This is a genomic window from Blautia sp. 1001283B150304_161114_C9, assembly GCF_015668165.1.
Lineage (GTDB): Bacteria > Bacillota > Clostridia > Lachnospirales > Lachnospiraceae > Blautia_A > Blautia_A wexlerae.
In genome coordinates, this window is record NZ_JADPGO010000065.1 from 1 (window position 1) to 6,530 (window position 6,530).

5 protein-coding genes are annotated in these 6,530 nt (G+C 40.2%); 1 reads left to right on the forward strand and 4 read right to left on the reverse strand.

Annotated features, from left to right (window positions below; all coding sequences use genetic code 11):
• Positions 1-275, forward strand: a 275-nt coding sequence (locus I4V44_RS17450; RefSeq protein ID WP_330610674.1) for a hypothetical protein, incomplete at its 5' end; no start/stop codon positions are given.
• Positions 276-687: 412 nt separating this feature from the next.
• Here the strand turns inward: I4V44_RS17450 and I4V44_RS16980 are convergent.
• From I4V44_RS16980 to I4V44_RS16995, 4 genes are all read right to left on the reverse strand, one after another.
• On the reverse strand, positions 688-2,115 hold the full coding sequence (locus I4V44_RS16980) for a glycoside hydrolase family 1 protein (protein ID WP_059086639.1): 1,428 nt from the start codon (positions 2,113-2,115) through the stop codon (positions 688-690).
• A gap of 70 nt (positions 2,116-2,185) precedes the next feature.
• Positions 2,186-4,072, reverse strand: coding sequence for a beta-glucoside-specific PTS transporter subunit IIABC (locus tag I4V44_RS16985; RefSeq protein ID WP_196003009.1), 1,887 nt, complete (start codon positions 4,070-4,072; stop codon positions 2,186-2,188).
• 123 nt (positions 4,073-4,195) lie between these two features.
• Complete coding sequence (gene licT, locus I4V44_RS16990) at positions 4,196-5,047, reverse strand: BglG family transcription antiterminator LicT (RefSeq protein WP_015526343.1); 852 nt, start codon at positions 5,045-5,047, stop codon at positions 4,196-4,198.
• Positions 5,048-5,597: 550 nt separating this feature from the next.
• Entirely contained in the window at positions 5,598-5,801 is a 204-nt protein-coding gene (locus I4V44_RS16995; protein ID WP_008705781.1) for a hypothetical protein, read from the reverse strand.
• Positions 5,802-6,530: the final 729 nt, after the last annotated feature.

Sequence of the window (6,530 nt, forward strand, 5' to 3'; positions counted from 1 at the left end):
ATGGCTCCTATAAAGAAATATATTCCGCAGACGGAAGCAGCCGATATTTCACAGTAAACAGTGATCTTCCGGCATATGCCAGACCAGGCGCTACTGCGGTGAACACAACACTGAAAACCGGATCATTAACAAAAATCATTAAATGCGCACTCATAAATCGAAAGATGTATATTCAGTTAGAATGCGATGGAGAAATCTATTGGATTAAAGCGCTGGAAAATCCACCGATTTCTGATAGCGAAAGACAATTTATGGAAGTTAGATATGCAGGATGATATCATCGAAAAAAAAGTTTCATACTCCCATAATATCAGGAATAAGCTCGCCTGCACCTTTCAGTTTAAAACCCTGAAAACAGGTTCTGTCCTCGATAACTAATGACATATTTTATATCAGTTTTTCTGTTTACACAAAACTTGAAACGCTCTCATACATAATGCAGCTATGGCACAAAATACACATCCCCATATAAGTATCGCTACCTGCAGTACTTTTTCATCCGGCATAAAAAACACTCCTCACATTCGTCACTTACAATAAGTATTACACTTTACCGTGTAAAAGTCAACCTTCCAAAAAAATCCCGGAGTACATTGTCATACTCCAGGATTTTGTCGTCAACCGGATAAAAGCAACCGCATTCGCTACATAATTCTACGCCAGATAACTGCTTCGCAGTTGATTCAGTTAAAGCTCTTCCCCGCAGGATTCAATCACTTTTTTGTACCAGTAAAAAGAATCTTTGCGGATTCTGGAAAAGTCTCCGGTCCCGTCATCATTTTTATTTACATAGATAAGACCATAACGCTTCTTGAATTCTCCAGTGGAGGCACTGACAAGATCTGTACAGCCCCAGCAGGTGTAGCCGATCAGATCTACTCCGTCATGGATTGCTTCCTTCATCTGCTCTATATGGCGGCGCATATATTCAATACGGTAATCATCGTGAATCTTTCCATCCTCTGTCAGCTGATCCACCGCCCCAAGACCATTTTCCACGATCATGATCGGAATCTGATAGCGGTCATAGATCTGGTTCAGAACATAGCGAAGACCAGTTGCATCGATCTGCCAGCCCCAGTCGGAAGCTTTCAGATATGGATTTTTCAGATTGTCACTTCCATTTCCGGCCGTTTTCTCTCCGTCCTTTGTCACGCTGACACAGCTACTGGAATAATAGCTGATAGTGAAAAAGTCCACCGTACCCTTCTTGAGGATCTCTTTATCCTCCTGAAGAACCTCCAGCTGGATTCCGTGCTCCTCAAAGTATCTCGCTGCAAATCCCGGATAATATCCTCTTACATGAACATCACCGGCAATGGAATTGTGGATCTGCCCAAACTGCTGTGCATATAAGATATCATCCGGATGGCAAGTATATGGATAACCATTGTGATAAGCAAGCATACAGCCAAGCATAAACTCCGGATCGATCTCATGAGCCATGGAAACTGCAAGTGCACTTGCTACCAGCTGGTGATGCATTGCCTGATAACGGCTCTGCTCACATACATCCTTCGGGTCCAGCATTCCTGCACAGAATACCGCACCAAAGTCCTGCGTCAGCATATTGATTTCATTAAAAGTCAGCCAGTATTTTACCTTACCTTTATATCTCTCAAATAAAACCTTTGCAAATCGAAGATAGAAATCGATCATCTTACGATTTTTCCATCCGCCATACTCCAGAGAAAGATGAAGGGGATTCTCATAATGAGAGATCGTTATCAGCGGCTCAATGTTATATTTTCTCAGTTCGTCGATCACATTGTCGTAGAACTTAAGGCCTTCCTCATTTGGAGTTTCCTCATCCCCATTTGGGAACACTCTGGACCAAGAAATAGAAAAACGATATACCTTAAATCCCATCTCTGCAAAAAGAGCAATATCCTCTTTCCAGTGATGATAAAAATCAGTCGCCTGGTGATTGGGATAAAATTCTTCCGGTAACGGTGCCGGCGGTGTAAGACGACGTTCCTTATCCACACTTCCTCCTGTCAGGATATCTGCAATGGACGGGCCTCTGCCATCCTCATCCCAACCGCCTTCATACTGGTTTGCAGCAGTTGCTCCGCCCCAGAGAAAGTTTTCCGGCATACGATTATAATTTTTCATATTTTAATTTTCTCCTTTTTACAAACATCAGGCGGATCTGTTATCTCCGCCTGATGTTTCGTTGTTATTCTTATACAATAGTCAGGAATTTATCTCCTGCATTTACAGCTGCATCTTCTTTTTCCATGCATACTGCTTTGATATAATCAGAAATATTGGTCACAACAACCGGTGTGATCAGATCATATCCTTCTTTCTTAATGGCATCCATATCGAATTCCACAAGAAGCTTTCCTTTTTTTACCTTATCTTCATCAGAAACATGGGATTTAAAATATTTGCCATTTAAATTTACAGTATCAAGTCCGATGTGGATCAGAATTTCTGCTCCACTTTCTGTCACAAACATGATTCCATGTTTACTGTCCATGATATTTGCCACCGTACCATCTGCCGGTGCATAAACCTTACCTTCTGATGGAACGATTGCTGCTCCGTCACCTAAAACCTTATCAGCAAAAGTTTTATCCGGAACATCGGAAAGTGCTTTTACAGTTCCTGCTACCGGTGCACAAAGCTCGATCTTGTCTACAAGCGGAACACTCTGCTGTGCAGGCTGTTTTTCTGTATCTGTGTTCTGTACTTCATCCTCTGTCTCAGCCTTTACATCCTCAAATCCGAAGATAAGCGTAAGAACAAAAGCAGCTACAAAAGATACCACGATCATAATGATTCCATAAATCAGATTGCTTAATCCCTTCTCGCCGATAAACGCCGGGATCGCCATGATACAATTCTGTGCAATGTAAAGAGAAACCTGAAGAAGTCCTCCTACGATACCACCGATTCCGGCTGCGATGGAAGCTGCTACAACCGGTCTTTTCAGTTTCAGTGTAACACCATACAGAGCAGGCTCTGTGATACCCATAAGAGCGGAAACACCGGCTGCACTTGCCAGCTGTTTCATGTTGCTGTCCTTGGATCTTACAGCTACTGCAAGAGAAGCTCCGGACTGTGCAAGGTTAGAGCATACCTGAGATACAAAAATCAGTGTATCGGTACCACCGGTTGCAATGGCATTCAGTCCGATCGGTGTCAGCGCATGGTGCATACCGGTCATAACGATGAACGGGAAGGTTGCTGCAAGGATACCTACAATAATGAAACCAAGTTTTACGGACAGGAAGTTGATGGCTACCGCAAGTCCGTTACCAATAATTGTTCCGATCGGTCCAACTACGATCAGGGCGATCGGTGCACTGATCAGAATTACCAGTGTCGGGTTCAGGATCAGTTTTACCATTTTCGGTGTGATCTTATCAACCAGAATCTCAATATAATGTGTGATCCATACCATCAGGATAACCGGAATAACGGAATAAGAATAAGTTGCTTTTGTGATCGGCAGACCAAACAGTGTGATGGCCGCATCACCAGCTACCATAGTTACAAAGGTAGGGCTTAAGTAAACACCGGCAATAAACAGCGCCAGTGACTGGTTCACGCGGAAAACCTTGGCAGCATTTGCTGCGATCAGGAACGGCATGAAGTAGAAAGTAACATCTCCGATAAAACTGATCACCTGGTAGGTACTGCTTGTTTCTGATACCAGATGAAAAGTTGTCAGCAGGCTAAGTACAACTTTGATCATACCAGCTGCAGTCAGGGCAGGGATCATCGGGGTCATACATCCGGTGATGGCATCGATAACTTTTGAAACAACACTCTTTGAGCTGTCAGAGTTCGCTGCCGGTGCATCATCGGTAGGAACGCCTTTGTCTTCCAATGCCTTGTAAACAGCGTTTACTTCGTTTCCTGCGATAACCTGGAACTGATCTTCATGCCAGTTAACGCCGGAGATCTCAGAAAGCTTTAAGATCTCTTTCTCGTTGATCTTCGATCTGTCTTTCACATAGAAACGAAGCCTTGTCATGCAGTGGAACAGACGGGTGATATTATCTTTTCCGCCCAACGCTGCAATCAGTGTGTCTGCAGTTTTTGCATAGTCCTTTTTCATTTGGGGACCTCCTTTAATAATAAATATTGAAATTTATATTAAAGGTCTTGCCTGAAAAGATACGCACATGGCACGTATTTCAGTAACAATCCATTAACACCTAATTTATAAAACAATCTCTTTTCACAGATTTTTCAGACGTTTATGGTCTTCTGTGATCTTCTGGATATGAATCGTCAGATACAGCATTTCATCCTCAGTCATAGCGTATTTATATTCCTCTTCCATCATAAGATAGATCATTTTTACACAGCCGTAAGCTTCTCTGTACTGCTCCTTAATGATCTTGAAAAGCTCCTGATTCTCATCATAGTGAAGCTCTTTATGAAGGAATCTCTGGGCAAAATATTTCAGATGCGTGAGAAACCGCTGATAATACAGATTATCCTCCTGAAATTCCATATTGTCATAATACTTCTCCACGATGTCCAGGATCTGATGTACGATAATGGAAATCTGATAGCTGTCCGTCTTGCCGCCATCTTCCGCATTCACAAAATGCAATGCAAAAAATCCTGCTTCATCTGCAGAAAGATCTACCTCGAACATCTCATTTACCTTTTTCAGTAATTCCAAGCCGATCTCATATTCCTTATGATAAAGCTGCTTGATATCCAGAAGCAGCATATTCTGAAGGCGGATCCCGTTTTCAAGTCTGGAGATCGCACCCATGATATGGTCGCTAAGGGAAAAATAAATACTGTCATTTAATTTCATCCCCTCTTTTTCCTTCACATCATTTACAAAAGCTTCCACAAAATCCAGATATTTTTCCGGAATAGCAGTCAGATAACCCTGTATCTCCTTGCTGATCTGGGCATTTTCCGCAGTAAAGATTTTCTCGATCCTGGACTCCTCCACTTGCTGTCCTTTCTTTTTCTGAAAGGCAATTCCGCAGCCCTTTACAATAACTTCATGTCCCTGTCCATCCCTGGACAGTATCAGATTATTATTCAAAATCTTATGGATAACCATAGTCCTGTTCCCCCGCTGCCAAACAAATAAAAAAAGACCATTACAGTATATAGAAAACCTATTCCTATACTACTATAAGGTCTTGCCTGACGATAAATAAATATTTCAGTAACAATCCTTCTGATTCGTAACTATTTAATAACTGTACGTAATAATATCAGAAAAAATATATGTTGTCTATCTGGAATATTTAATAAAATATTTATAATATTTTTGTGAACTTTGACAAAATCCCCTGATGATCCTGCCATACGGATCAACGGGGGATTTTCTGTTCAGCTTTTTATTCTTCAGATCTCTTTTCCCTTTGTCGCAACGGCATGTACAACAAACGGTACAAACAATGTAATAAACGCCGCATATCCAAGGTATGCATACCATCTATATGTATGGGCAAGAGATCACTTATTTTTGCTTTGTCTATACATCCCAAAAACGAAAAAATTTCCCTAAAAACGACCTGATTTTCCCAAAAACAAATAAAATCCCCAAAAACATATAAATTGTGTAATTGGGAAATAATGTTTGACTTTCTTAAAAAAACCAGTATTTATGCGGCTTTTGGCATAGTGAATTTCGCATTGTTTGTAATTTCATATGTGGCATCATAGAAATACCACATGTTCTCTGCATCATTATATTCTCCTTTGCTTGTATCAGCGGATAACTTTTTCACCTCATCCGGTGTCATTTTAATTGGCAATGTGACTGCAATCTTATCTTTTAAGAGCTGCTGTCCAGCAACAGTTTTCACTTCTGTGATTTCATAAATAAATGTATTCTTATACCACAGTCTTCAATCTGAATCAATGGCAAGGGCTTACGCCGGCAAATATGCTCCATTGACACAGTTTCAGTCTGTTGTATAAAATGAGCAAGCAGAACAAGAAGATGTTCTGCTAACGCTATATCATTCATGATTGTTTAGCTTTGTAATGAGGATGTTAGTATTAGGTTATAAAGCATTTCAGTGTTCTTACAGAATATAGGTTTTAGAGCGGATGCCAAAGTACAATTTAACATTGCTACATGCCACATTCCATATTTTATGAAGAAAAATAAGAAAATTACAGATTAAATATATAACATAAAGACTTTCTTATAAAAAAGTGGTAATATGCCATAATCAAATAAAGACAGTGCTGACAGCCACTTTCAGCGGTACCACTTTTTTCTTATTCTGCCATATTTGTGGTATATTACGGTTTTAGAGTGAATGGTTCTTCTATTTTGTAACATTGAAAAAGTCATTTATGGATCAGTGTAAATAATACAAAATAAAAGAACTGATGGCCATATGCATGAAGCAGTGATATAATTACCAGCTCTTTTAGTGTCTGTATCGTATTAACACAGTTTCTACCTATTACAAAGAGAAAAATGAAATCTCTTGCAAATAGTTATTCGGTAGTGTAAAATAGTTTGTGTTTTTGGTAAAAAATAACTCCTTTTTGGTAAGAATTCAGATATGACAATTCTTATC

Excerpts from the sequence above, each read along its gene's own strand:
- I4V44_RS16980 (WP_059086639.1), bottom strand. The coding sequence starts at position 2,115 with ATGAAAAATTATAATCGTATGCCGGAAAACTTTCTCTGGGGCGGAGCA.
- I4V44_RS16985 (WP_196003009.1), bottom strand. The coding sequence starts at position 4,072 with ATGAAAAAGGACTATGCAAAAACTGCAGACACACTGATTGCAGCGTTG.
- licT (WP_015526343.1), bottom strand. The coding sequence starts at position 5,047 with ATGGTTATCCATAAGATTTTGAATAATAATCTGATACTGTCCAGGGAT.